Consider the following 23202-nt stretch of genomic DNA (forward strand, 5'->3'; position numbering starts at 1 on the left):
CTTCTTTTTACCTTATTCAATAGCCATGAAAAAGATACTTTTTTTATTATGTAGCTCAATGCTACTGCTTCATTCTTTTGTATTTGCTCAGGTAACTATCGAAGGCAATGGAAAGAAGTTTGTGCTTCCAAGTGGAGAGTACAAGCTAACCATTGGTACCGAAACAGATGCAGGGAGCAAGCCTATTGTTGATTTAACTTCACCTCTGGTTGATTGCGGATGCGGTCAAGCGGATTTTGCCACTTCGGTTCGACACAAAGGGGGTAGTACTTACGAGGTGTCATTTGATGCCTGCAACGTCAACCCTTTGCGCTGGGCGGTGAAGAAAAAAGAGACAAACCCCTTGTTTGGGCTGTCTTTTTCCGTACGGCGCGAATTTATCCCCCAATCTGGCACTTTTGAAATTGACCTAAGTAGTTACGAAGAAGGTGAGTATGAGCTTGAGATAACCTCGCCAAAGTGCAAGGGTCGCGCTCTTACAACGTTTCGCATTGGGTCAGACCCTCCGCAAATCAACGATAGCAATATCACCGTCAATAACGAAGGTGTACACGTAGGCGCATTCCAAAAAGCCAAAGTCGTCTATTTCAACTATGACGACACAGGTGAAAAACTAGATGCAATCAACTTGGTTGCGTCGCGTAGTTCGGACGGTAAAATTTATCTCTCAGATGAAGGAAAAGCGCATCATCGGGCCTACTACAGTATCAATGGCTCGGTTAACCGCTTAAATGCGTCTGAACTTAAAAACTACCCAATTGAAGCAAACACTTGGATTCACCTAGTAAAATTCGTCACTGAGGTTGAAAACGTAAACACAGATGCGTGGCGCACTTCGACTCAGTACAATGGACAGCGTAACCTCAAGTATGCGGCGTCGTATGAGTGTACTTTTTATGTCGAAGGATTGAACGCACCGCGAACACCTTACACATTGCCGCTTTGGAATGCAGACCCTTTAAGAAATGGACTTAATTTGTCCACAGGCACAGGGTTCAAGCTTAATTCAAAACAATACGGCAGTGAATCAATACCTGCCGAAAGCGCAGACAGATTGAAGCAAATCTCCTGGGCGCAGGGTGCGGACAAATACCAGCTCCTCTACGCAAACGAGGTACAAAACCTTACCTCGGCACTTGGCAAGGGGATTACCGATTTAAGTGACTCTGAGCTTGACAGAGCGGCGGATATGCTTGCAAACATGAGTACGAGCAAGTATTTCGCAGTGGATTTCGAGCCTCACAACCCTGCGGCTGACGAATGGCGTTGGAATTTCAACGCGCCAAACTTCCGCGAAGTGATGAAAAAGCTTTCGCAAAAGGTCTATGACCGAAGTGGAAAGTATTTCTATTCGTGGATTGGAAAAGGAAATCGGTTTGCCTTTCGAGGTAAACAATTTGAGTTGGATGGTCCAGCAAACGATTCGTGGGGCAATGAGCAGCTTGACACATACATTGCCTTGCACGAAAACCCTAGCGAAATTCAGGGAATTGACATTGCTACACCTGTACTCACTCAAGTCGGATTTGGCTATAGTTCTACAGTGATTGGTGGCGACGCAAGCAAAGGTAGTCAATGGGTTGCACCTCAGTTGTGGTACTTACGCGCGCTCGACGTGCTAAATGTACAAACACTCATAACACCTAAGGACGAAAAGTTGTTGTTGTTCATTTGGCCGTTCGAGGATAAGCCTAGCGATGCAAAGCGCACCCCAATGACGCGTATGAAGCTAGGAGAAGGGCATATCAAGCAGGTTGATAACAGGGTGCAATATCCGCACAATCTTGTGCGTGACGCGATTCTGACCTATCTCTGTAATCCTAAACATCAGTACACTCAGTACTGGATTTTTGGCGAAAGTTACGACCCTTACGACCTACTTTATTGGTCGAAAATAAACGGTCAACTCTCGTGTCACTCCCAAAACGCGGGAGGGTTCTACGTCACCGAATACAGCGGCTCCAATAATCCGCCCTGCCCCCAAAGCAATAAGGGCTACATCGGCAAAGATGCCCTTAGCGTCTCGGCTATGATTCAGGCGCACGAGTGGTTTGCAAAGGAGGGCATTCAGGATGTTTGCGACGGCACGCAGGTGCGCGATTTTGATATTTCTTTTGATTCGTTTACGCGCTCAGTTGCGATTTACAACCCTGTTTTCCGCGCAGATACAGGAGAGTTTGCGCGTTCTTATAAGTACAATCAGCCGTGGATTCAGGTTTGGAAAAACCCTAAAACCGGCAAACGCGTACTACTCTACCAAGACCCTTTTGCGGATGCTTTTGAGCAGGGGTATTTTACGGCCACGGTGAACGGACAGAAAATCACCAAACAGGTTACAGGCAACAACTTACTAGCTATTGTACTGTGAAAGCACAAAGAATTATGTACCTGTTAAGCGCATCGCTGCTTATGCTTACCGCGCTCAGTATTGGCCTTGCTCTGAAAAGCTGCAAGCTAAGTGAAGAGGAGAAAACCCAAAAAAGCATCCAACAAAATGAAAAGAAACTTGAAGATATTCAGGCTCGCCGCGCTGCAAACAATAGTACTGCTATTCCTTTCGCTAACGATAGTGTGCGCTCAAAAGTCATCGATTCAGTCAACAAAAAGCATGGATTCAAGCTACGCGTCGCTAGAGGGGACGCAAAGCGAGATTGATTCGGTCTTGAAAATCCTCAACGATTATCCTGACTTGAAAGAGGAGCTTGCGACAGTCCGACAAACCCTAAAGGATGAGCGCAAATTAACCTCAATCCATAAGGAAACGATAATGAAAGCTCTTGATATGGATGTTTGGAGTCTTTCGGAAGTACAGAAGAGGATTAGGCGCATGAATCGTCGGCTCTTTTGGAAACCCATCCTTTGGGGTGTACTTGGCGCATCAGTTGGCGCAACTCTATCGAGACTTTTTTAACGACGTGCTACACACTTTACACTACACTCGTTAACCCTATGAATACCACGACAATGATTAAATCACTCGCAATTTGGACAACTGAACTGTTGCTCACCTTTACAATCTTCAATTTTAATTTGTCGATTGGTAGTACTTTTTACAACTGGTTTGCCGGTTTGCTTGGTGGCTTTATTTTCTTCTGGTTCATGTATTTTGACGAGGAAGTCAATAACAAAGCCGCATTCAAAATGTCTCTTATTGGCCCTTCGCTATCCGTATTCTTTGGAAAATGGATTTGCGAAAAATACAATATACCCTTAGACTCCTCCAGCGCATCGATTATCTACCTTTTAGTTGCGTTTTTTAGCTTATCGGCGGCAAAGGTCGCTTACGGTTTCTCTCGAAACGCAGAGAAAGAACTTCCTGCAATGCTCTGGAAGTACTTGCGCAAGAAACTAGGACTACGAAACGAAAAATAACCCTACTACCATGTCGGACTTAATTACAATACAGAGATACAACCCGAAATCCGATTGGACGATTTCGCGTGTATTCATAGATGGGGTATTGGACGGATTCGCAGTTGAGGATGAAATACGCGAAAAAAAGCTGAAAGGCGAAACCGCAATCTGGTACGGACGTTACAAGCTTGGTCACAGATATAGCCCTAAGTTTTCTAAGTACTTTCTATGGAGCGAAAAAGCACAAAAGCTTATCCCTAACCCTAAGTATAACAAAAAATATAACGAAAAAGGGTTTCGGGAGCTACACAAAAAGTATGACGACTGGAAAGAGCATCAACTCATTTGGGTACTCAACGTGCCTCAATTTGAGTTTATCCTCATTCACTGGGGTAACACTGATTTGGATTCGGATGGCTGCATCATTATCGGACGCGGCCTAGGCGTTGTTAAAGGTCGCGAAGGCGTTTTGTTTTCACAATCCTACTACATAGAGTTCTACGAAAAAGTATTCCCTCTCGTTGCGAAAGGAGAGCAATACATCAACATTGAAGCTGCTTAAGATGAAAAAAATATTGTTATTGGCGTTTTTTGCGCTGTCTACAACACTTAACTTACTTGCTCAGACTGTCACAAGTCGAAAGATTTTTGCGAACCCTGATTGTAATTGTGTCACAATTGTGTCGATTGCGGACACCAATGCTGTGCATGACATTGATGCCCGTGCGATACTGAGTATTCGCAGGATTGGAACCTCTAATGTGGAGCTTACTACTCAGTCTGGAGCGGTCTTTGTTTTCAATCACGTCAACACTTTCACGAAGGATAGTGTAAGGATTGCTACTACATCGTTTGGCCTTCAAAAGGCAATCAGGGCAATTGTTAAGAGCCTAAAGGTTATTCTTGCCAAGTCCAACGCAAGCGGATACAATGCAACTTTTGATGCATCTGGACTAACCGCTAACCGAACTTACACCCTGCCTGACCAAGACGCAACTCTTGGCTCAGGCGGCGGTGGCGGTTCTTATGTGCCACTCACTGGCAGTTCTTCGCTCTCTGGTGACTTTGTGCCGACGACTGCGAATACAAGCAATTTGGGTAGTAGCGCAAACAGATTTCTTGGCGTCTACTCAAGTAACCTGTACGCATCTGGAAAGGCTTTTGTGGGGCCAATCACCTCAAGCGCCTATACTGGCCTAACTGTGGATGTTGGATTGACAAGTTTCTTGGGCGGCACAACAACGCTCAATGGTGCGCTGCTTCCTAATGTTGGTGGGCTTAGTTTGGGCGGGGTTAGTTCTGGGCAGCACTGGGGGAATGTTTTTGCAACCACAATAAACAATCAGGTAGGAACCCTTAACTTACAGTCTGGAGGTGCTAATCGTGTAAGTTTATTGTCTTCACGTGTAGAAATATCTCCTTCTCTAACTGTATTTAACACTGGAACTAATACTGGGCAACTTATGCTTGGTATTGGAAATGGGGGGATTTTGTATGGAAATACAAATCTTGTTTTTCAAACAGGTGTGGTTGCTAGTGAAGCAGCTCGCATTCATTCTGACGGAAATTTTTCGGTTGGAAGTAGTACGAATGCTGGGTTTAAGTTCGATGTCAACGGGACTGCAAGGATTCAGGGCGATGCTACTTTTTCTAGTGCTATCTATATACCAACAGGTGCAACAACAATTAGAACAACCGTCAATTCCAATGGTTTTGGGTTTGACGGTTCTAATCAGCCCTTTATAGTCAGCTCGGGTAATATTGTGACGAACGGCAACTTAAATAGTCAATACTCAGACCTATATAACATAGGTTCAGGTAATAGATTTAGAAGTATTGGCATAACTAGGCAAGTTGCTGTAGGCAATTATACTTTCACTAGTAGCAGTGGAAATGATAGCAACATCCTGCTAACTGCTAACTTCAACACAACAGGTACAGCAGCTTCTAACTTAATTTACGGAGGTGCCTACTATCAAGCCACTGGGTCGGGGGTGCAGAACCTGATTAATCTAGGGGAGTTTTCGGCGGCCAATGGTGGCGGTGTTTTTACAAGTAAATTTTCTGTAGACAAGACAGGCAAGACCCTTGCGGCATCCTACAATCTTTCTGCACTCAACACTGCACCCGCAAGCGCAAGCGACACAGGTACGGCAGGGGAAATAAGAGTAACAGCTAATTATATATATGTATGCACTGCCACGAATACGTGGGTAAGAAGTGCATTGTCAACTTGGCCATGACGACCTATCCAGACATTAGATTCAAAAAGGTGGAGGGGGTTGGATATGATCTCTTCGAGGTGACAGAGGATTGTTTTGTACCCTCAATTCAGACAATCATTCCAAAAGGCCAAACTACCGATTTTGCAAGCATACCGCGCATTTTTTGGGCTTTCATTCCACCATACGGACGCGCCACGAACCCCTCAATTCCTCATGACTTTCTGTACGAGAAGTCGAAAACAATGAGCAGGATTGAGGTTGATAAACTATTCTTAGTCGACTTAATACGCGCAGACGTTCCAATCTGGCAATGTGTGCTAATGTACACAGCAGTACGCTGGTTTGGAGAAAAGGCTTGGCGTAAACATAGATTTTAATTTATTTTTTCACTTTTAATCTCAAAACAGCCATGAAAAAGATTCTTTTAATGGGGGCTATTTTAGTCGTATCGACTTGTATCACAAAGCCAACTTGCAGCCAAACACTTGGAAAATCCCAGCTCCTAAAAACTGCCACTACCCCACCGTTAGACACCCTAAAACTGTCAAATGGCGCAACCGGGAGCTTTGCCTCTGCTACATTCTTCAATAAACCCTCCGCTGCCAGCGTTCAGGTCGATGTGACGAAAAATACGGGCACATATAGCTCAGGCTCCTATATCTATTTAATGAAAAGTAATAACGGTAAAACCTTTGTAAAAACTGACAGCGTGGCCATACCTACTACCCACGCGGGTACCGTTACCTATTTTATCAATAAAAAGGGAGAGGATATTAATTCACCCTATTGGAAGGTAGTTGTCAAGCAGGTGGGTACCGTCACCTCGTCAATCATGGCGTGGGTCTTTGGTGGATAAGTTTTTGCCTTTTGTATAATTAGTTAGGGTTTCTTAAAACCAGTCGGTAGATACTGACTGGTTTTTTTGTAAAAGTTGTCAATAAAACGTTTGACTAAATTTTTTTGGAAATTTTTTGGAAATTTTTCGAAAAAATTTTGGAGGCTTTTGAAAACACACACACAAAATCAAAACTTTGGCCTCTATTGTCTTCTATTTTTGACTTTGGTTGTTGTAAGCGCTATTCAAAGGTTTTAACCTAACTCGTTTGTCACAAGGGATTTTTGGGGTGTTTTTCAGAAGAATGAGACGCGAAGAGAGACCCCTACCCAAATTCGCATGATTTGGAATTGAAATGTTTGTATATTATCTTTGAAGTAGGGTAAAGGAAAAGAACCGAGGCACCTTTCGGAGAGGTAGCCCCGGCCTTACAAAGTTACTTTGGCAAGTCAAAAGCTATTGCTTTGACTTCCACTTACCTCGGGGAACGAGAAAAACGTAGAATCCTCCTTTCGGATGGTAAAACCTACGGCCTTTTCGGGTTACCCATGGCGTGATAACTTTGACGAAATTCTCTTCGTCGTAGTCATCGTACGAGGTACACATTTTACTTTCAGACATAGTTCGAGCTATGTTTTGAAACTATACCGTTTAGCGAGCTGGTAACTCGTTAGACGGTTTTTTTTGTCTTCACCTTTGAAGACGTAACAAATTTACTTGTTCTATGCCTAACAAACAAGAAAAAAAAAGTACGCAAGACTGTTTTTATGATTGAACTGTTTTTTTGAAATTTTTATGAGTTTGGTATTTGTATCACTTTTCTGAGACACTTAAATATCAGAATAAACTCATTCATAATAAGTTAACCCTATTAGTAAATTTTTATTTTGTGTAGAAGATTTTCTGACTTTCCAAATATTTTTTAAAAATATTTACCATTATTAGGTAAAATAAATTTTGCATATTTCTTCTTTTCTAATTTTTCATCCTTGTTATAGGTTAAATTTTGACGGTTTTTGTACTAGTAGCAACCTAGTCCAACAGAAACTTTTCATAGTCTTAACAAAAAGCCACCGCCCACTATTAATGAATCAATAGCGGGCGGGTAAATATCAAAACAGCAGCTAAAATTTGATTAAAAGTATACAATATTGCCAGCAAGTCCCTTTGTAAACCAAGATTGAAAATCCTTTAGATTGTCAATTCCGTCGTTTTTCACAAGCTCCAGTGTTTGCGAGCCGCTTAAGGTTCCTGTGTCAGCAGTAATGATTCTTACGGCAAATTTATCAACCACAATAGGTGTTGTTTTTTCAACAGTTAATTCAGGGGCAAAAACTATCTGAAGAGAGTTGTATGGGCGTCCCGACCAGACGTATGGAGCAAACTTCATACCTTTACGATAACCGTCTCCCTCACGAATTGTATGGATTTTAGGGGTTTTGTTATTCACAAATTCACATAACTTCTCTTCTGACAAATCTCTTTCTTCTGATGTAAGGGTTTTCCAGTATGGTATAAGCCAGTGATAGACATTTTCCTTTAGGTCTGTATGTCCACGATTAAGTATGAGGTGCGCCCAGATTTTTTCTGGAAAAAATGTAAGCTCTCCTTTGCGTCGATGTGTAGCTGGAAAGCGTGCGCTAAATGGTCTTCTTATCATTGTTATTCGGGGGTTCTGTTGTCAAAAAAATTGTGCCTTTTGGATAAATGACAACAAACTCACTGGTATCATCCTCCGATTTGTCTGATTTTTCGTAAAGACCATATTCTCCATTGTCATCATCACTGTGCCCAAGGTCTTGGTTTAGTCTGTAAACAAAGAGAGGTTTAATTTCTCTTTCTGGGTCACAGAGTCTAACGGGTTGCTCTAAATCCTCATCAGACATCAATTCCCTCATCAATACGAATAGTTCTTTGTATGTTAGTATTATGTCCATTTTAAAAATTCAATGTTGATTGTTCGCCTTTTAAATTCCTCGTTCTTTTGTAATCCTCTAAAATCGCTTTCATGACAGCGAGACGTTTTGAGAGAGTCTCTGGCTTTTTCTTTGGAGCGAGGCCAGAACCCCACTCAGGAAAAACCTTTTCTCTCATTTTAACTTCATACTCTAACTCTTCGATTTTATCGTCGAGAGTTACCTTTTTATTGTAATCGGAAAGCTTTGCCATAGTGAGACATCAATAGGTCGAAAAAACTGTATTTTTTCATTAGATTTCAATTTGATTTTAACCCTGTATTACCTTTGAATTATTAATATTTATTAACCAAAAATTTACTACACCTATGAAAGGTACATTTTTAAAGATGCTTAGAAAAAGCCATGTAGCGGGCTCCGACATCCTTACATTTCACTTTAAAACAGAGGGCGCGAAAGATGTCTTATATCTTGATATTGTAATACCTTCAGACACCATTCCGGACGCCGAACCTGAATATTTCGCTGGCCTCCTTTGTCGTTTGCGGGCTGAGTTCTTAAAGAAAATAGAAACCCCACAATCTCCAGATATTCGGATAGTGTACCCTATAAATGGGTATATAATTTTATGGGGAAACCATTATTTTGATTCCTCTAAACCAAACATAGATTTAGAGCATTATACTGAACTCTTTTACGGAAACAAGGAAACTTTATGATTTCAAGCCCAATTGAAGGCTAGTGAAAGGGATTTTTAAAAATCGCTTCTCTTTAACTTTGATATAAATGTGACCAAATCCATTTTCCGAATGTGGTGCTACATCAACGTATAGAAACGGAATCGTTTTGAATCTTTTGTCTGATAACTGAATCCCTTTTGGAGTTCGAGCTATTCTAATTGCCGAATACTTGCTTCCAATTAATTCACAAAAACCTTTTACATCTTTTGTAAACTCCTCTCCTTTGATGCTATCTAATAGCCCGTAAAGTCGTTGGTTACTAGCTTGGTTTTTGGCAATAATTGGCTTTAGTATATATTCTTTGTAGTAAGAACGAGCCTGTTTTTCTAGGTATCTTTCTAAGGTTTGCATAGGGCTGCGGTTTGTTTAATTTCTGGTATCTCTAATTTATTAGACGGTTTAGTTTTTGTAGCTCCTCGTCAACAAGTGCCTTATATCGAAAAACCTCTGCTTGGGCAGTATTAAGCTTTTCGATAGCTCTTTTGTATTCGTCAGTATCTTCCAGTTGCTTTACAAACAAGGTCGGCATAAAGGCTGCTTTAGCGGACTCGATAGCGTTTTTAATTTTGGTAACTTGCCCTTTGGCGCTACTAAGCTTTACAAATGCAGATTTGTAACTTAAATCAATTCCCGTTTTTTTATCATAAAAACAATAGTGCGTACATACACTTTTGGTTGGATTGAAATATTGAAAACGAGCCGCTATCCAGTTGATACGTCTGGCGGTTTGAGGATAATTGTATTGATTTCTAGGCATATCAAATGACCAAACAGAAACTAAGGATTCTCTTCTCCCGTATTTTTGGACTCCAATTGAAACCTTAACAAACGAAACTACTTCCATAAATAGGTTAATTTGAAGTGTTAGTAAATGTATTTTTGACCCTCCCAGTAGTATTCTATACCACATCCTTTTGTGGGAACTGGCTTAAATACCCTATTTTTGCGGTAATCTTGTTCATTGAAGCCCCATCTAGCAGGTTCGGAAAATGAGGTGTCGTAAATCTCCATCTTAAACCACTCGTCTCTAATCCATCGCATTTCTGGATGAGCAGGGAAATGAACTACCGCATAGGTATCATCCATTGACAGAATTAATCCATATTGACCTCCATTATAACATCGATACTGTTCAGATATAAGGTCTAATCCACGCTGAAAAGAGCAGCTTACCAAACCCCCAACACGCGGTCGCCAGTTAAACCAAATCTCAGGAGTTTTTCTCGTTAGTTCTTGAGAAAATAAACTCAACTGCATAGGATCAGTACTCTTTCTCCTCATGGCCATGTAGGGTATGTATTGCTATTGCGCAATAAACCAATATAGTCGCGTCTTTGTCTTGAGGCTTCGCGACGACTGTCCAAAAGAGCCTCTACCGTGCCAACGGTCAAAACAAGCCCTCTTTCGTCTGGATTTGTACATACATCGGCAACCCTTGTCCAAATCATGCGCCCTAGAAATTTAACCCTGTACTTCATAATGTACATGGTTTTGGTTTTTCTACCCCTTGCCTCTATACGCACATTGCGATGAATATACCATACACCACACGATATAAGTTCAGACTTGATAGTAGTAAAATAGCTAGGGGTTAATGGTTGATGAAAGGTGTATAGTGATACCCATAATTTGCCTGTTATAAGTAACCTAATGCGCTCTAGTATAGACAACTTCCAACAGCTAACTACCTCACCCTCTTGATTGTCTTTTGCAAATACGGGCAATGGGGTATACTCGGGCTGATTTTCAGCATACACCTTGTTTACTTCTTGAAATCTAATCGGCTTCATGATAATTGTTTTTGGAATTTTTGGAGTAAATTGATCAAAGGTTGTACACTTTGTGCGTCAGGGAAATACAAAGCCACTAGATGCAAAGCCTCTAGTTTTTCCACACAAAGTCCGGCAGGGGTGGCAGGGGGTGTACTATCGGTTTTTACCGAAAGCAAAAGAGTGTTTCCGATCCCCGAATCATCGTTGTCCTCTACAATAGAGCCAATCATAATATTGCTACTCCCAAACTTTAAGACTGGGATAGGGTTTTGTTTGTCGTTTACTTTGATAAGATCAAGATTCATGGTTTTAAATGTTTGTTAGTTTCTGAAACTATCATTTGTAATGTAAAAAAAGGGAGCTACCCCTTAAAATCTGAGCTTTGAATCATAGACAAGTACTTTACAAGAAGTGCCGGATCTGTCAAGTCCTCAATTTCGCTATTCAAGGTGCCATTTTGAGGCAAAGATCGTTTTTTGAGTAGGGGGTTTAAGAGATACGAATACTTAAATGTTTTATAACTCTCATGAGGCAATATGCCGGTATCTATACTAAAACTACCAAAAGTTTCTCCTGTTTTTGAAAAAGACTCATACTGTTCTTTTGATAACTTTTTTACCTCACAACGAAAAGAGGTTTCGGTATCTTCTTGTGTGTCATACAAGGAGAGGTACAAGACAAATGCTCCTATAGGACGCCTTTTGAAGCTAAACCAGAAACGAAATGTATCTTTGTCGATTTTTGATGTTTTTAAGTGCTGAAGCTCAAGCAGTGGTGACATATTAAAGCTGGGTTATGTATTTATCAATCAGGGCCAATTTAGCGATTTTCGTCTGGCGCTCAATATCAGAAAATTCTCTGCCAGAGGTAGAGCGCAGGGATGTACGTTGCCCATTCCTAATGTACTCAAAGCCTATGCCTACGATTTTCACACTTTGACTCTTGCTCGAAAATTCAATCTGAAAACTTAGAGTGTCAGCCGCTTGTGGTTCATAAGGAAATCCATAGTGCTTCGCCAAGTAAATGGCTACACGATCAGCTTCTTTATAGGGGAGTTTTCTAGTTCCGGTATTTACAATCGGTTGAATATTGGTAATATCGAGTTCTCGCCCTAAAGCAGACAGGTTTACGTGCTTCATTTTACTCCGCATAAACTCGACAATCTTGACGGCTAATGCTCTTTTTTCTTCGATTCGCTTTTTCAGTTCTACCCGGTAATATCCCATAGTTGAAAAGATTTATTAGTTTTGCATCAACTTCAAAACACTTGCTGTTTTGATGTTTGACTTATTGATTTTACACCGCTTTGCTTTATGTAGGGCGGTGTTTTTGTTTTTAAAGTTGGCTTCATGTGCAAATACTTGTTTTGTGTTGGAATAATGTGATGCAATATTAATACCTGATACTATCATTTGCAAAAAAATTAATCATTATTTTGACTCCAAAGGCTATTAGCATCTATCCCGGCAAGTATCTGCTCATGAATAAGCCGATTGAGCGCAAAATTCTTTGCTTTTGGAATCCAAGTTGGGCGAATACCTGTCTCAGACTCTAAACCCTCCAGCACCTTACTTGCCGCCTTAAAAAAGATTGTATGCCTAACTTCGTTGATTTTTCTGTTTGCCTCCAGAATCTCTTCCTGTCTTGCTTGAGCAATGAATTCATGTTTTTCTTCAACAGAGAAATGGATAAGCTTTTTGGCATCCAAAGCGTCGTATAAAACATTTCCCCAGTCATTGTACATTTCCCCTGCCTCTATCGTAGAAAATGCCTTACGAAGCAAATCAATAAGATTTTTGTTGTGTTGTTCGGGCGTGGGTACTGGAACCTCTGGCAAAGAGAGTAATTTCTGCTCTCTATAAGCCTTTGCCATGTTTACGTGTCGATACTTAAGATAGGCGCCGATTATCTGAGAAACTTGTAGGGGATTTAACAATGGAAAAGCTTTGATAAAAGCGGACTCGCCATTGGAGGGGTAGCTTGGGTTTGGTAATTCGCCTTTGACGGCCATTTCGTAGGCTTGTTCAATTTCTTCTACAGTAACCCTAGGAAATGCTTTTTGCAAAAAAGATGTTAATGAAATTAGATTGTCTGAATGCAGTTCCCTAGACTCCTCATCTCTATCTATATCCGCTCGCATACCAATTAAAAATACAATCTTATTCCACATCTTCGTAAGACGCGTCAACGACGCCTGTCTCACTGGTGTACCCTCGTTTTGCAGCTTTAGCAGCAATTGCTGCTTCAAGGTCAACGAATGCGTATTCTTTTCCTCTGGATTTAAAGGTACTAGGTTTTGATTTGTCACTTCCATGGGGATGGTTTTTTAGGTAAATATTTTTGTAGGAAAAGGCCAAGCGGCGGCCTATGTCAAATGTTTTTTCCGTCTCAAACCTCATAAGGGTTTTATCGGTGAGTTGCTGACCCTTGGCCTCGTTTATGAGCGGACATGACCAGTATTCAACAAATTCTTTGTAATGAAGTTCAGGGTATTCGCACGGATTGGCTTGCTGATACTGAGTGATCAGTAAATGAAACTGTTCTTTTCGTTGGTCAAGTGGCTTATTGGTGTTGGGTTTGTTTTTAGCTCTCAACTTTTTCCAAGAGCTTAAATAGGCTTTTAATGCTTCGCGGCTTGGAAAATCCTGACCGTTATGTTCAACCATAAAGAGCGATTTATCATCTTGCGACAATCGCATATTTAGAGAGTCGGCATTAATCCATTCGACTTTATTTACCGTAACACCCGGATCTTTTTCACGCGTGTGTACGTGCGCGTTTGAGAGAGTATTATTAATTAATATATTATTACTAGAATTAATATTATTCTCTCTCTCTTTATTTTGTTGCAAATCTTGATAAAGTTGCTCGCTTTGTAAGTTGTTGATTTTTATGGTGTTTTCATGTTTTTGCTGTTCAAATGCGCCCCCTTTGCTGTTCAAATGCGCCCCCCCTTGCTGTTCAAATGCGCCCCCTTTGCTGTTCAAATGCGCCCCCCCTTGCTGTTCAAATGCGCCCCCCTTGCTGTTCAAATGCGCCCCAGAAATGTAATCAGAGATGTCTTTGTCTTTTGTGAGGAAGGATAATATTTGTTGACACTCTAAGTATAGTATTATTTTATATTTTTCCGAAACGGTAATTGACCTGTTGTTTAATCTATCTATGTGCCTTTCCCAGTACCCTATTTCTACCATTTTTTTTATATGCTCTTGAATTGTTCGTCTGGACAGACGAAATCTATCCATAAGCTGTTCAGTTGTCTCTTTGAATTCGCCATCTTTTAGGGCTACGCCTGATATGTATGAGGTTAAAGAGGTCATAACCCCCTCTGCTCGCTGATGGTGTAAATTCATTATTTCGGTTGGAAGGATATTCATAGCAAAGACTGTAATTCTCTTAGGCTCTGTTCGCTTGACTGGTAGTATTGAGTTGCTTACGCCAATTATTCAATAAAATGTAATGTTATGTAGTTTGATTGAGAAGGCTTTGTTTGATAGTTTCTAAAACTATCAAATTAAATAAGAAAATAGGTTTGTTCAAAAGCTTATCTCTAATTGTTGTATTGAGTCTAAAGCTTTTCGTAGGCTATTTTAAATCCTTCCATTATCTTTTTTGCCGAATCTTGGGTGATTATTGCCCTATCGGTAGGGCCAAACTTTATAAGACACTCTCCTTTTTCATTAAAATAAATACTTGAATTGCCGTCTGAGAGAATAAATAATGATGTCCGTTTTCCATTTTTTGTTTTACCTGTTTTTGAGTCAATAACGGCCTGTATTCCACTAATCCACTCTTTTACCTTCTCTTTTGGGTAATAAACAAATATGCCTCTAATTTCAACAGCCAAGCTTTTCGCGCCCCCGTTTGTGGTACATACAAAAAGTTCACAATTGTAAAAGGGTTCATTTACCTTTTCATAGTCAAATACAAAAAGACCTGTTTCTTCTTCTTTGGCTTCGTTCTGGCCAAAAGTTTCCAAAATTGACAAGGTGAAACATGCCAGTGCTAGAAAGAGAGTTTTTGCAATCATCGTTATTATGGTTTAAGTATGGGGCTTAAAAATAACGATGATTGTTTGAGTTAAGAAATGAATCTTAGCAAATAGCAAAAGAAGTGGCGTTTACTTTCTTTCAAATACCTCTGTGAGGCTAATATTAAAATAATCGCATATGTATCGCATGTCTACTGCAATATAATCCTCTTTCAATGTAATTTCTTGATCGTAATCTTGTAGATAATTGCCAAGCAGTTTTGTAAAGTCTTGTAGTGCGAGAAAATCAACAAAGAGTACTACGTTGTCTTGTTGCTCTCCTTCTGGAGATACAATGTAGTTGTATTCAAGTTGGTGGTTTTGCACGAACTTGAAAAGTTGCAATTCTGTCATTTCTTTGTTGCGCGTTTTTTTTGTTTTTTTATTAATTTATCAAAAGCTCGTTTGCCCCAATTTCTGGTTTTTTCATCAAGAGTGTTTCCATCTGGCACCTTCTCTGTGACAATTTTCTGAATTGATTTTTGATTGCTCATTGTTGTTTTAAATTTTTAGGTTTTGAATTTATGATAGCCAACTGACTTTCGATGGCTTTTTGGATTTCTGTTGGAGAAACCTCATATAGATTGAGAGATAGCATAAGTATGTTTAGTTCTGGATCGTTTAGTTCGGTAGCTCTTTGTGCTACCCTGGACAGAAGATTCCTAAAAACATTCAAAGGGGTTTTTAGCACTCCTGCGGTAATCGGAAGTCCGCAGTCTGCAATCTCGTGTAACAATTTCATTGTGTCGATCCTGAACCCTATTGATATTAATGCATCATTGTTGTTAGCGTGCATGCTCATAGCAGTAGTTTGTTATTACCTTCGTTGTTGAGATTATTCAAATCAATCAGCGCCAATTTCGCCTGATTGAAGTTGCCAGACTCTTGAATGTGGGCTGCTATCTTCAGTCCAGTTTCGATGCTTAATGCCGGAACTAGGTCTATGATAGGGTATTGTCTGGAGTCGCCCGGCTTGTTGCTTTTCACCTTTGTTGCGGTTAGCAAGAAAGGAAACCAGCGCACCGTCCCAAACAGTTCTAAACATTGATCAAACCTGTCTCTAAGGTTGGGTATACTGGTTTTTAGCCCTTTGGTAGTTAACTCCCAGTAGCCAATAACTGGGATGTCCTTAATAATAAACCGAAGGGTTAGGGCTTGGACCCATTTTATATTTTTAGCCTGTTCATTAGTTGCGCTTTCGTGCAGATGAGCGCGAACTTCGTCCATAATATTAGGGCGCTTCTCGGTAGTGATTCGAATAAAATCTTTTGTCTTTTCTGAGTATATCCCGAAGGTTTCGCCATCTCCAAAGGCAAACAATCGCCCAGCTTTGTCTCTAATTTCAAGCCTCTCTGAACAACAATCGTTAAAATCGTCTGAGTAAAATAATATGGGCAACTCAGTAGGCTTGTCTCCATATTTTGCCCTAACAAAAGCATCAAACTTAAATTTGGAGCTCGCCACAAAATGATCGGTACTTACCGGGTATTCGTGGCCGTTTTGACTGATGGCTTTTGTTCCTGTTTTAATAGAGCCAGCTTTAGACAGGGCTTGTTTTTTTTGTGGCTCAATAATATCTTCCTTTTGGGGTTGGTTTATTTTTATTCGTCCGTTCATGTTTATACGTTATTTAAGTTGTATCCAGCTTTAGGAAAGTTTCTGATTATGATTTTGGGTTTATCGGCCGTTTTACTGAATTTTATTTTTGATTGAGGTAGATAAAAATCGTATACCATTTTTTTGGGGTCGTATGGCAATACAAATGGTATTCCGTCTGTATCAAACTCTCCTGTTGCTATTCCGGCGGTGTAGGCCGTGGTACCAGCTGAGATACAATCAGCTACGTAAATTCGAATTGTGGAGCCCTTTTTTATAATTTGGGTGAGAGGTGGAAGTTCGGTGCTTTTAGGATACATCAGTGTATTTAACTTTATCGATTACAATTAATTTGGTGGCAATTTTGGTATACTCGAAGCTGTCAGCCTCTATGTCATAGATATTGGCGTCGACATCAATAAGCCATTCGCGAAACGCTTCACACTTTTTTTCTTTGGCAAAAGTCCAGTGAGTAGAAGAGATAGAAACTAGACGACCGCCGAGAGATAAGAGGCTATACATCTTTTTTATGTGATCTATATCTTGATTATTGGCGAACGGGGGGTTGGCGACTATCCTATCGTATAGAGTATTGACAGGCTCCCATTCTAAAAAATCCAAACACCCAATGGTTTTGAGTTTATCTCCTAGTGTGCTTTGTAGGATATTGGCGTTTACGTCCCAAAGCTCAATGGCGTCAAATCGAATGCTTGGTATTTTTTTTAGTGCCGCCTTGATAATGGCACCTCTGCCAGCACTTGGCTCCAAAGCACGATGATAGGGTTTTAGCTCTGCAAGTTCTATCATTCTATCGGCAACACTGGAGGGGGTTTCAAAAAATTGATATTTTTTTCTTGGATTTTCTTCTTCGTTTTTGATGATGGACTTCAAGGCAGTAAGTAGCGCGTCGTGAGAGAGGTTACTTGTGGTGCACTTGCTTTTTCGATCCCATTTGCAACCTATTGTTTCAAGCGCCGTATTTACACTTACGTACAGTTTTCTACCAAGTGGCTTGAATATTATTGTACCGGTTTCACTTATTTCGGCAAACAAAATGGCCTCCTGAAACTCCGTTGGATTCGATGGAGGGGTATAGTTTTCTCTTTCAATTAGCGCATCTGAGATAGTCATTGGAAAGTGATATTGAGGGTTGTTCAACAATGATATGATTTTGTTTTAGGCGCTTACAAAGCCTTGTGGTCAAACCAAATCCAGAAGGTATTGAGAGGACTTTAGGAAATGGTTTTCGGTGTTTTAGGGTTGATTTTTTCATGATTGAAGAGTTTGAATTAGGTATTCGGTTACGGTAATTTGCTTTGTATTGTCTGTTAGTGTGGAGTTTGGTTTGACGGTTCCCTCAAAAACGTGAATCTTCTTTTCGGCAAAGTTTTCGGGGTATTCGGCTCTGTAGATTTTTAAGAAACACTCGATTATTTCGGGGGTGTATGGGTTTTTGGTTTGGTTTACAAATTCCCAAGTTGGCGCGGTTCTGTAATCTTTCGGGGACCAGTTGTACAACTCCTCTATTTCAAGATGGGGAAAGTTCTCTTCAAAAATTAGCTTGTTGACGCTTAGTTGCAGGGCGTGACTATTGTAGATATTTCCAGACTTGTAGTCTGTTTGACAGAGTGTTCTTCTTCCTTTGTGGTCTGTCATATAATGTACTAAATCAAGAGTGCCAGCAATACCAAGTTCGTCAGAGCATAGTTGCATTTCAATTGCCACTGGCTCCACCTTAAAATCACTACACCACTTGGCGTGACTAGCCACTGCTTTATTTAGTTTATGGTGCCATTCGCCAATTAAATCTTTTGGATGCCCCAAGGCTTCGACGTAGCTTTTGACCTTTTCGCGTGATGTTGCGTAATCAAATCCAGTTAGAAAGAAATCAGCAAAAGCAATGTGCATAAGTGTACCATAATCGGCTGCTTGTTGAGTTAGTACATCTGCGTACTCTCCGTGCTTCTTCCACCATGCCACCAAATAGGGTGAGGTAGGTAGTACCTTCTTCGTAAAGGTTGTGGTAGAAGGATAAAACTTCACCCCTGATTCGTCGATTGTGTAGTAGTATCTGTCCCCGCTACCTCCGTCGTACCGTCGTACTAGTTTTGGCTGTACTAATAGTACGGTCTGATCTGCAAAAACCCATTGCTCTAGGTCTTTGATAAGTTCTGATAGTTGCATTGTGACAGAGAGTTAGAAGAGGAGATTTTTTGAGTAAATTTTATAGATACATACCCAAATAAAGATTAGTATTGAAGCTGACAGGATTACAATCGTCCAGCTATCAATATCTTCTCTCTGTCTTTTTGTGAGAGGTTTTTGCTTAAAGAAGAGGTACAGTATTCCACCCAACAATAGGGTTGATATTGCTAGGGTTGTACACCCGGCGGTGTATGAGATCATAGCGATCCCAATAGATACTAAAGTTTTCATTTTGACTTGTTCTTGATGTTTGACTTGTACAAAGATAGTTTCAGACACTATCAGTGTCAAGCAAATTTGAAAAAATATTTTTCAATCTTGAGTTAACAACTTGAATTTCAGTGCTATTAGATAGTAAATAACCTTTAATGGAATCGGTTTTGTACATTACTTTTGATCCAATAGTTGTAGTGACTATTTTATTTTTCTTTGCCAGTTCCCATAATTTTGTTGAAGAGCAGTTTAAGAATTTCATTGCTTGCTGCCTATTGAGCCAAGATAATCCCGGTATTAGTTCGCTATGAACAGACACCTCACTTTTAAGTTGTTTAATCTCCTTCTTAAGCTCTTCAACCGTTTGTTGAAACAAATCAAAGGGTACCACCATCAGGGGTTTAGGGTTGTTTTCCATTGTTCTAACTCGTTGATTTTCTGATGATAAGATGCTATTTTTTTGTTTAAGATGCAGATACAAGCATCTGCAACAACTCGCCAAAATTGGCGTTTGGCTATCCCTGTTTGCACTTTTTTTGATAGTGTGCTGTAGTTGACCCCAACCTCAAGCGATACCTCTGAAAAACTTAATTCTTTGACGGTTTGGGCGCAATGAGGTGGTATTTGATAGTTTTTGAGACTATCTATGTTTTGATTATTCATTACCATTAACTAAGTTGAGTTAAGTTTTTTGTGAAAATTACTATGCAAACATAGTAATTTGTGCCAGTTTTCCAACATCGTAAGCTCAGAAACTATCAAAAAAATGAACACCCCAACTCAAGACCACACAAAAGTTAATTATGCCGAACGTTTAGAAAGTATTAGAGGGGAGCTTGGCGTCTCTCGTAATCAACTTGTAGATATTATCAAAATATCATTAAGTACTATTAATAGAATTGAAATTTACAACCATGAACCGTCTCCTTATTTTTTCTCTCAATTAAGAAAAAACCTACCTGAGGCTGTTTCTTATATGAGTGGCGAAAGCGATGTTTTGCCTGAACTACACACTCCGGTAAAGGCTGAAAAAAAATCTATCCATGAAGGGGAGCAGCTTAAAAACTATTTGCGCTCTCATAAGATATCGTACAGAGAGCTGGGGCGACTAATGGGAATTGCCCAAACTTCTGTAAGTTATTATGTGCAAACGGTAAACTTTCAGGCCGGTGTAAAAGAAAAGATCGCCAAGGCTCTCGGAGTAAGTGAAGAGGCTGTTTTTGGGGTTAAGACAATTTTAAAGCCCTCTAATCAGCCCGAAATGGATTTATTTAGTGTGCCTATCGTGCAAGTTTCGGATAGAAGAAAGTTGTCAAAAGAATATTTAGATAATCTGTTAAATAGTGTCGGTATAGAGGATATTTACTCAAAGAATTACTTCTATGTCCGGCGAAATAAACTATCCAATGAGGAGGTTAATAGGGCTTTGGTTTTAGAGATAGCTTCAAGCGATAATATGCAGCCTGTATTGTTGCCGGGTGCTTTGGTGTTGGGTCTTTTGGTACCTCCGTCTGAGTATGGAATGTTGGATAGATTTGTTGTGATTGGTACTATTGGCAGGGTATTGGTAAGGCGGGTTGTATCTAATCGTTTACGCACTGATGATATGCTTGAAGTTGTGAGTGTAGACAATAATTTCTCTGGCTCTCTGACGATAAAGCGTGAGGATATTGATTTTGTTATTGAGCTTATTTCTATCGTGGACCAACCCTTGAGATAGTCAGAAATGGCAATTACAAACGTAAAATTAAGATTTGTTATTAACAACAAATCAGGGGCGGATGGCTTGTTTTTGGTTATGCTTTATATCTTTAAATCGGGCACTAAGACTCCTTCTTACATTGGTACCGGTATTTATGTAAAAAAGCAAAGCTTTAATCTAGACGGGACCCGCGACGCTCAAAATTGGATACGTAGAACAGAGTTGGCATCCAGATATAATATAGCACTTTCGTCTATTTATGATCACGCACTGGATGTTGTTAAGTTCTTAAGGGATTCCGATAGGATAGACACTTTAACGAATGCTCAAATCAAAGAGTACATAGAAAAGGGAGACCCGGCCGACCTGATGGCTTACTTGAAGGATGTGCAGCCAAAACAAAAGTCTTTTTCTCGTCAAAACCAATATTCGGCACTCATAACTCATTTAAAGGATTTTTATGGTGATGGTAAAACTTTGCCTGTGGGGGCGCTAACGCACTCTTTTTTAAAGGAGTTTGAAAGGTTTTTATTTGAAAAAAAAGGATTAACTGGAAGTTCTATAAAAAATTATTTCTCAATCCTAAAAGCTGTTTATAACAGTTATCACAAAGATAATGAGATAATACCTAAACAAACCCCATTCTTCTTTTTTAAGCACACTGTTGATACTTCTACAAAAGAAAAAAATAGTTTGTATCCGTGGCATATACAGAAGTTGATTGAAATTGCAAAAGAAGAGGTTGAACTGGCAGAGTACCATGCTAGAAATGTATATTTGCTTTTGTATTTCTTTCAGGGTATCCGGGTGGGTGATATGCTCAAAATGAAGCGGGAAAATATTATAACAACCTTTGATTTGAAGACGGGAGAGAAGATTTATAGAGTTGAATACTCGATGGGGAAAAATAATAAGTTCCGTCCGCTACCTATTCCCGTCGTAGCAAATCCAATCATAGAGTATTATTTAGAAGGGTGTGTTTTAGATTCTGAGCAATATACACCACAAGGGTATTTTTTGCCATTTATTTACGACATACCAGACGAAAATGCTGTAACAAAATCACGCGAACCAAGAAGCGAAAGGGCCGTAAATACAAGGCTGGCTTATGTAGATAATTATTTAAATGTGAATTTTAGGAAGCTTTGCGAAAAATTAGGCTTTAGTGGTGGTTTGACTATGCACACATCTAGGCATTCTTTAGCAACACATCTTTATGAAAAGACCAAAGACTTGAGGGCTGTACAGCAAGCAATGGCTCATGCTTCTGTTGTAACCACTCAAAAGTATATCCATGACCACGTTGAAACAGATCAAGCTAAAAGTGTCTATGAGGACTACAAACAAAAGAAAGCTACTTAAAATTTACTTGAAAAATAAATGAAACTTGACAAAAGTATTGTTTCTTTTTTGTTGCTTTGGATTTTAAAAGGGTAGTTAAAATGCAGTATTTCAGAAAACTTGTTTTCGTGTTATTTAGTTAAGATAACTTGTAATGCAAATTTTCAACTATTACTTTACAACAAATGTCAGGTATCTGACATCTTTCTTAAAATGACTCGAACAGAACTATCTACTATAGGTGAATTTGGGCTGATTAGCCGTATAAATCAGCAATTTACCCCTCAACTTTCGCAGACTATCAAGGGCATTGGTGACGACGCCGCCGTCATTGATACTGGCACAGACGAATACTTGCTAGTATCTACCGATATGTTGGTAGAAGGGGTGCATTTTGACCTTAGCTATGCCCCACTCAAGCATTTAGGCTATAAAGCCATCGCGGTCAATGTATCCGACATTGCGGCCATGAATGGTATCCCTCGGCAAGTGACAGTGAGCGTAGGACTCAGCAATCGGTTTTCGGTCGAGGCAATCGATGAGCTATATGCGGGTATCCAAGCAGCTTGCGAAGCCTATAAGGTGGATTTGGTAGGAGGCGATACTACTGCTTCTCGCTCAGGATTAGTGATTTCGGTAACAGCTCTTGGCGTTGTTGAAAAATCAAAAATAGCTTATCGTAATGGCGCTAAACCCAACGACATTATTTGTGTCACGGGAGATTTGGGCGCCGCTTATGTAGGTTTGCAATTACTCGAACGTGAAAAAAGGGAGTTTTTGGAAAACCCTAACATGCAGCCTCAGCTTGAAGATAAATCGTATGTAGTAGGTCGGCAACTCAAACCAGAAGCCCGCACCGACATTGTATATGAGCTGCAAGATGCGGGCGTGATACCTACTTCTATGATTGATATTTCAGATGGGCTTGCCTCAGAGATACTTCATTTGTGTACTCAATCGGGCGTAGGAGCGCAAGTTTTTGAAGAAAATCTTCCGATTGCGGATGAGACTTATCTTGCCAACGACGAGTTTAAACTTAGCCCACTCACGGGTGCTCTCAACGGCGGTGAAGATTATGAACTGTTGTTTACGATTCAACAAAGCGATTATGAAAAAATCAAAAACTCCCCTCATATAAGCTTTGTAGGGTTCATGACCAACCAACCCGACCAAGTAGAATTGATAACAAAAGGAGGGGGACGCTTCCCTATTCAGGCACAGGGATGGCAACATTTAAGCAAATAACACGCTAATCAAACTCATAAACACCCAA

The 23202-nt window shown here is 40.1% G+C and carries 35 protein-coding genes; 12 read left to right on the plus strand and 23 right to left on the minus strand.

The features are described 5' to 3' along the window. Nucleotides 1–25: 25 nt before the first annotated feature. Genes G563_RS0105465 through G563_RS33780 form a run of 5 tightly spaced genes read left to right on the plus strand, consistent with a single transcriptional unit; the run spans nt 26 to nt 3916 of the window. Nucleotides 26–2368 (plus strand): hypothetical protein, encoded by a 2343-nt coding sequence (locus G563_RS0105465; protein WP_157585092.1) that lies wholly within the window; start codon nt 26–28, stop codon nt 2366–2368. A 14-nt stretch (nt 2369–2382) separates the two neighbouring features. Beyond that, nucleotides 2383–2655: a hypothetical protein gene (locus G563_RS0105470; RefSeq protein WP_028664424.1), complete on the plus strand. Its 273-nt coding sequence runs from the start codon at nt 2383–2385 to the stop codon at nt 2653–2655. Beyond that, the gene (locus G563_RS38395; RefSeq protein ID WP_169579717.1) at nt 2609–2911 is read left to right on the plus strand and encodes a hypothetical protein; all 303 of its coding nucleotides are present in this window, start codon (nt 2609–2611) and stop codon (nt 2909–2911) included. The genes G563_RS0105470 and G563_RS38395 overlap by 47 nt, the downstream gene beginning before the upstream one ends. A gap of 38 nt (nt 2912–2949) precedes the next feature. Continuing rightward, complete coding sequence (locus tag G563_RS0105480) at nt 2950–3372, plus strand: hypothetical protein (protein ID WP_157585094.1); 423 nt, start codon at nt 2950–2952, stop codon at nt 3370–3372. Between the two features lie 10 nt (nt 3373–3382). Then, on the plus strand, nt 3383–3916 hold the full coding sequence (locus G563_RS33780; RefSeq protein ID WP_157585096.1) for a DUF5675 family protein: 534 nt from the start codon (nt 3383–3385) through the stop codon (nt 3914–3916). A gap of 52 nt (nt 3917–3968) precedes the next feature. Here G563_RS33780 and G563_RS38400 read toward each other — a convergent pair whose 3' ends face one another. Next, entirely contained in the window at nt 3969–4217 is a 249-nt protein-coding gene (locus G563_RS38400) for a hypothetical protein (protein WP_169579718.1), read from the minus strand. 351 nt (nt 4218–4568) lie between these two features. On the opposite strand from G563_RS38400, the gene G563_RS36755 reads away from it, so the two are divergent. Genes G563_RS36755 through G563_RS0105500 form a run of 3 tightly spaced genes read left to right on the plus strand, consistent with a single transcriptional unit; the run spans nt 4569 to nt 6435 of the window. Continuing rightward, entirely contained in the window at nt 4569–5597 is a 1029-nt protein-coding gene (locus G563_RS36755) for a hypothetical protein (RefSeq protein WP_169579719.1), read from the plus strand. Next, the gene (locus G563_RS39180; protein ID WP_051210779.1) at nt 5594–5956 is read left to right on the plus strand and encodes a DUF1353 domain-containing protein; all 363 of its coding nucleotides are present in this window, start codon (nt 5594–5596) and stop codon (nt 5954–5956) included. The genes G563_RS36755 and G563_RS39180 overlap by 4 nt, the downstream gene beginning before the upstream one ends. A 32-nt stretch (nt 5957–5988) precedes the next feature. Then, nucleotides 5989–6435 (plus strand): hypothetical protein, encoded by a 447-nt coding sequence (locus G563_RS0105500; RefSeq protein ID WP_028664428.1) that lies wholly within the window; start codon nt 5989–5991, stop codon nt 6433–6435. Between the two features lie 1114 nt (nt 6436–7549). Here the strand turns inward: G563_RS0105500 and G563_RS0105510 are convergent. From G563_RS0105510 to G563_RS0105520, 3 genes are read right to left on the minus strand one after another with little or no spacing between them, the layout of a single operon-like run. Then, nucleotides 7550–8074 carry a hypothetical protein gene (locus G563_RS0105510; protein WP_028664429.1) on the minus strand — a complete coding sequence of 175 codons (525 nt, stop codon included), beginning with the start codon at nt 8072–8074 and terminating at the stop codon, nt 7550–7552. Beyond that, nucleotides 8055–8351, minus strand: coding sequence for a hypothetical protein (locus tag G563_RS0105515; RefSeq protein ID WP_028664430.1), 297 nt, complete (start codon nt 8349–8351; stop codon nt 8055–8057). Before G563_RS0105515 ends, G563_RS0105510 begins: the two co-directional genes overlap by 20 nt. A gap of 1 nt (nt 8352) precedes the next feature. After that, nucleotides 8353–8583 (minus strand): hypothetical protein, encoded by a 231-nt coding sequence (locus tag G563_RS0105520; RefSeq protein ID WP_028664431.1) that lies wholly within the window; start codon nt 8581–8583, stop codon nt 8353–8355. Between the two features lie 115 nt (nt 8584–8698). On the opposite strand from G563_RS0105520, the gene G563_RS0105525 reads away from it, so the two are divergent. After that, on the plus strand, nt 8699–9049 hold the full coding sequence (locus G563_RS0105525; protein ID WP_028664432.1) for a hypothetical protein: 351 nt from the start codon (nt 8699–8701) through the stop codon (nt 9047–9049). Here G563_RS0105525 and G563_RS0105530 read toward each other — a convergent pair. The 19 genes from G563_RS0105530 to G563_RS0105630 all read right to left on the minus strand — a co-directional run bounded on the left by G563_RS0105530 (nt 9044) and on the right by G563_RS0105630 (nt 19549). Continuing rightward, nucleotides 9044–9421: a hypothetical protein gene (locus G563_RS0105530; protein ID WP_028664433.1), complete on the minus strand. Its 378-nt coding sequence runs from the start codon at nt 9419–9421 to the stop codon at nt 9044–9046. The two genes, G563_RS0105525 and G563_RS0105530, sit on opposite strands and share 6 nt — an antisense overlap. Before the next feature lie 31 nt (nt 9422–9452). After that, the gene (locus tag G563_RS0105535; RefSeq protein WP_169579720.1) at nt 9453–9914 is read right to left on the minus strand and encodes a hypothetical protein; all 462 of its coding nucleotides are present in this window, start codon (nt 9912–9914) and stop codon (nt 9453–9455) included. A gap of 20 nt (nt 9915–9934) precedes the next feature. Further along, nucleotides 9935–10351, minus strand: coding sequence for a hypothetical protein (locus tag G563_RS0105540; protein ID WP_157585100.1), 417 nt, complete (start codon nt 10349–10351; stop codon nt 9935–9937). Further along, nucleotides 10348–10860, minus strand: a complete 513-nt coding sequence (locus G563_RS0105545) for a hypothetical protein (protein WP_028664436.1) — start codon at nt 10858–10860, stop codon at nt 10348–10350. The genes G563_RS0105540 and G563_RS0105545 overlap by 4 nt, the downstream gene beginning before the upstream one ends. Beyond that, nucleotides 10857–11147 (minus strand): hypothetical protein, encoded by a 291-nt coding sequence (locus G563_RS0105550; protein ID WP_028664437.1) that lies wholly within the window; start codon nt 11145–11147, stop codon nt 10857–10859. Before G563_RS0105550 ends, G563_RS0105545 begins: the two co-directional genes overlap by 4 nt. A gap of 56 nt (nt 11148–11203) precedes the next feature. Beyond that, nucleotides 11204–11623, minus strand: a complete 420-nt coding sequence (locus tag G563_RS0105555) for a hypothetical protein (protein WP_028664438.1) — start codon at nt 11621–11623, stop codon at nt 11204–11206. Nucleotide 11624: 1 nt separating this feature from the next. Further along, a complete protein-coding gene (locus G563_RS0105560; RefSeq protein WP_028664439.1) occupies nt 11625–12068 on the minus strand; it encodes a hypothetical protein in 444 nt (147 codons plus the stop codon). Between the two features lie 197 nt (nt 12069–12265). Continuing rightward, nucleotides 12266–13012, minus strand: a complete 747-nt coding sequence (locus tag G563_RS0105570) for a hypothetical protein (RefSeq protein ID WP_028664440.1) — start codon at nt 13010–13012, stop codon at nt 12266–12268. Next, entirely contained in the window at nt 13002–14219 is a 1218-nt protein-coding gene (locus G563_RS0105575; RefSeq protein WP_028664441.1) for a hypothetical protein, read from the minus strand. Before G563_RS0105575 ends, G563_RS0105570 begins: the two co-directional genes overlap by 11 nt. A gap of 191 nt (nt 14220–14410) precedes the next feature. Continuing rightward, on the minus strand, nt 14411–14872 hold the full coding sequence (locus tag G563_RS0105580) for a hypothetical protein (RefSeq protein ID WP_028664442.1): 462 nt from the start codon (nt 14870–14872) through the stop codon (nt 14411–14413). A 90-nt stretch (nt 14873–14962) separates the two neighbouring features. After that, entirely contained in the window at nt 14963–15226 is a 264-nt protein-coding gene (locus G563_RS0105585; RefSeq protein ID WP_028664443.1) for a hypothetical protein, read from the minus strand. After that, nucleotides 15223–15366: a hypothetical protein gene (locus G563_RS37910; protein WP_157585102.1), complete on the minus strand. Its 144-nt coding sequence runs from the start codon at nt 15364–15366 to the stop codon at nt 15223–15225. Before G563_RS37910 ends, G563_RS0105585 begins: the two co-directional genes overlap by 4 nt. After that, on the minus strand, nt 15363–15614 hold the full coding sequence (locus tag G563_RS0105595) for a hypothetical protein (RefSeq protein ID WP_157585104.1): 252 nt from the start codon (nt 15612–15614) through the stop codon (nt 15363–15365). The genes G563_RS37910 and G563_RS0105595 overlap by 4 nt, the downstream gene beginning before the upstream one ends. Before the next feature lie 56 nt (nt 15615–15670). Beyond that, nucleotides 15671–16489: a recombination directionality factor gene (locus G563_RS0105600; protein ID WP_028664445.1), complete on the minus strand. Its 819-nt coding sequence runs from the start codon at nt 16487–16489 to the stop codon at nt 15671–15673. A 2-nt stretch (nt 16490–16491) separates the two neighbouring features. Continuing rightward, nucleotides 16492–16788, minus strand: a complete 297-nt coding sequence (locus G563_RS0105605) for a hypothetical protein (RefSeq protein WP_028664446.1) — start codon at nt 16786–16788, stop codon at nt 16492–16494. Next, a complete protein-coding gene (locus tag G563_RS0105610; RefSeq protein WP_028664447.1) occupies nt 16778–17599 on the minus strand; it encodes a DNA methyltransferase family protein in 822 nt (273 codons plus the stop codon). The genes G563_RS0105605 and G563_RS0105610 overlap by 11 nt, the downstream gene beginning before the upstream one ends. 138 nt (nt 17600–17737) lie before the next feature. Continuing rightward, the gene (locus tag G563_RS0105615) at nt 17738–18652 is read right to left on the minus strand and encodes a PD-(D/E)XK nuclease family protein (protein WP_028664448.1); all 915 of its coding nucleotides are present in this window, start codon (nt 18650–18652) and stop codon (nt 17738–17740) included. 292 nt (nt 18653–18944) lie between these two features. Then, on the minus strand, nt 18945–19304 hold the full coding sequence (locus G563_RS0105625) for a hypothetical protein (RefSeq protein WP_157585106.1): 360 nt from the start codon (nt 19302–19304) through the stop codon (nt 18945–18947). After that, on the minus strand, nt 19280–19549 hold the full coding sequence (locus G563_RS0105630; RefSeq protein ID WP_028664451.1) for a hypothetical protein: 270 nt from the start codon (nt 19547–19549) through the stop codon (nt 19280–19282). Before G563_RS0105630 ends, G563_RS0105625 begins: the two co-directional genes overlap by 25 nt. Before the next feature lie 103 nt (nt 19550–19652). Here G563_RS0105630 and G563_RS0105635 point away from each other — a divergent pair, with 103 nt between their 5' ends. The 3 genes from G563_RS0105635 to thiL all read left to right on the plus strand — a co-directional run bounded on the left by G563_RS0105635 (nt 19653) and on the right by thiL (nt 23174). After that, complete coding sequence (locus G563_RS0105635) at nt 19653–20606, plus strand: helix-turn-helix domain-containing protein (protein WP_028664452.1); 954 nt, start codon at nt 19653–19655, stop codon at nt 20604–20606. A gap of 6 nt (nt 20607–20612) precedes the next feature. Beyond that, the gene (locus G563_RS0105640) at nt 20613–21950 is read left to right on the plus strand and encodes a tyrosine-type recombinase/integrase (protein ID WP_028664453.1); all 1338 of its coding nucleotides are present in this window, start codon (nt 20613–20615) and stop codon (nt 21948–21950) included. A 192-nt stretch (nt 21951–22142) separates the two neighbouring features. Next, nucleotides 22143–23174: a thiamine-phosphate kinase gene (thiL, locus tag G563_RS0105645; RefSeq protein ID WP_028664454.1), complete on the plus strand. Its 1032-nt coding sequence runs from the start codon at nt 22143–22145 to the stop codon at nt 23172–23174. Nucleotides 23175–23202 lie beyond the last annotated feature (28 nt).

This window comes from Runella zeae DSM 19591 (assembly GCF_000423565.1).
In the GTDB taxonomy this organism is placed as follows: domain Bacteria; phylum Bacteroidota; class Bacteroidia; order Cytophagales; family Spirosomataceae; genus Runella; species Runella zeae.